The following is a 2,286-nucleotide window of genomic DNA, read 5'->3' on the forward strand; positions in this document are numbered from 1 at the left end:
CTGTTACGGTCGATGCCTGGTATTACCCAGGGCACCTCCGCTTCAGAACTGGACGTGAAACTTTCGCCTCATCCAGCTCCTGAATATCCTCAACCTTTCGGTTTGCCTTTCGGCTTGCTCCAGTGGATTTCTTGGTGGCAGCTTTGATGGACTGCCATTAGATTCTTGCGTTTCCAGTTGGCGTGGTTTCCATCGACGTGATGAAGGTGTACAACCTGGTCGTTCAAGAATTTGTGTCCGCAATGTCCACAGGAATGGTTTTGCCTTTTTAAAGCCTTGGCGGTAGCATCATCGTATAGTACGGAGTTTCGCATGCTCCAGTAGACTAAGTCTCCGTCATAAGGGGACTTGGTTCCTTTTACGTTTACGTGTTGGTTTTGTTTATACCCGACTGCTGGGAAGCTTTTCTGGCATAGTTCGTTGGCTTTGTACCGGTTTACTTTCTTTTCCTTGCGGAACTTACGGTTTGCGGTCTTATTCAAGAACCATAAACTATCTCGGGAACTGCTCATGTCACAGCTTTTGTGGTAGTTTCTCCAACCACGTACGATGGGGGCTAATTTTTGGGCTTTTATTTTGGCACCATAATTCGAGTTGTTGACCACGGTTTTTATCTTCTTCCGGAAGTTTCTATGGTTTTCCTCTGAGGGAGTGCATCGGAACTTTCCGTTTTTCTGGACTCGGAATTTCCAACCCAGGAAGTCAAACCCGTCTGTCGTATTGGTTAGTTTGGTCTTTTCTTGATTTACTTCTAAGCCGCGTTGAGCTAGGAAGTTCCTCACTTTTTCTAGAATTTTCTCAGCATTATCTTTTGGCTTAAGAATAAATACCATGTCATCCGCATATCGGATGCTAGAGTGTATATTCTCTATTCCGTCAAGTGCAATGTTGGCTAGGAGTGGGCTGACTACACCGCCTTGGGGCGTTCCTTGCTCCGGGAATTCCGGATTGATGCCTGCTTTTAGACATCTGAATATCCCCATCTTCAGACTTGCAGGAGCTAGCAATCTATCCATTATGGAGCTGTGGGAGATGCGGTCGAAACACTTTTTGATGTCTAGTTCTATTACTCTTTTTGTGATGCCGTTAGAGTTTGATTTTAGATGTAGGAACAGGCGTTTTTGTGCGTCTTGGGCACATCTGCCTGTTCTGAATCCGTAACTATCGGCACTGAACGTAGCTTCATGGGCTGGTTCGAGAGCATATTTTGCTAAACATTGCCATGCTCTATCTTGGATTGTTGGTACTTTTAACATTCTTGTACTCCCGGAGACGAAACCTTAGAATAGGGCAGCCTTTATGGTTGGTCGGCTATGGGCAAAAGGGTCAAAACTTTATGATTAAGGCTGCCCTATTCTTGCGGTAACTTCTGACCGTTTTTATTAGGTATTGGTATTTCCCTCAACCCTTGATGCGTCCAATTTTCCGCACGGTCGTTTAGTTTTCCTAGTACCTCGAACCGTTCTTTGTAGCTTAGGGACTTTTTCCCATCTACTCCGGCGGTTTTCTTTCCTTGATTAAGCTGTGTCACTTGGCGGATTGCCATTAATTGAGCTGAGCGGGATTTCAGAATCAGTTTTTGTAAAGACCGCGCCTTTCTCAGGTCACCATCTCGAACCGCTTTGTACACTCGCTTCTGTAGGCGGAAAAGGTTCCGGCGGAGTTGTTTCCACTTTTGGCTTTTCCATAGGTCACTATATCTATTTGACATGTGTCTACCCATGCTCTCCATTAGTTTTGTGTATTCTGGATACCCGCCACCAGTTTTGGGTGGCATCCTACCCGACAGTGGGGATTAAGTCGGCATAACTTACCGAGGTTCGACTATTCCTCAGACCCATACTTGCTGTCGTTTTTACTCGTTCCGTCTGTCAGATTGTTTTGGTGATTTAGGGCAGTCCAATTTGCCTACCCTCTTCTCAGAGATTACAGCTATCACGAAAAGAATGCTGTGAGAATGAGAGGGTCAAGTCGCACACTATTTACATCTCAGATTGTGGCTTCATTCTTAGACACTTTTCTAGGACTAGTTTTACCCTTGTCACCTCCCCGTTAGCGCCAGTGATACCTATCTGCTTTGGTTCTGCTTGCGCCCTGTTGCCAGCTTCACTCTGTGGAGTTGCCGCCCACTCGGTGTGGCCAGGTAGGGAGTCACTTATCTCTTCAAGGGGTGGGTTTTCACCACCATCCGAAAGACAGTTAAGAATCTTTGAGGGTGTTTCCTCGCGATTCTCCTAACTCTTACCCCTCTAGAAACTAGAGGCTCTTAGTTAGAACGAGCCGCAC

Annotated in this window: 2 pseudogenes; both read right to left on the bottom strand. The window is 46.1% G+C overall.

The features are described from left to right. Nucleotides 1–89: 89 nt before the first annotated feature. Nucleotides 90–1,262 (bottom strand): annotated as a pseudogene (locus tag F6K37_RS38830) (group II intron reverse transcriptase); the annotation flags it as partial. Between the two features lie 107 nt (nucleotides 1,263–1,369). After that, nucleotides 1,370–1,723, bottom strand: a pseudogene (locus F6K37_RS38835) (reverse transcriptase N-terminal domain-containing protein); the annotation flags it as partial. Between the last annotated feature and the right edge of the window lie 563 nt (nucleotides 1,724–2,286).

Source organism: Moorena sp. SIO4E2 (assembly GCF_010671945.1).
Taxonomy (GTDB): domain Bacteria; phylum Cyanobacteriota; class Cyanobacteriia; order Cyanobacteriales; family Coleofasciculaceae; genus Moorena; species Moorena producens.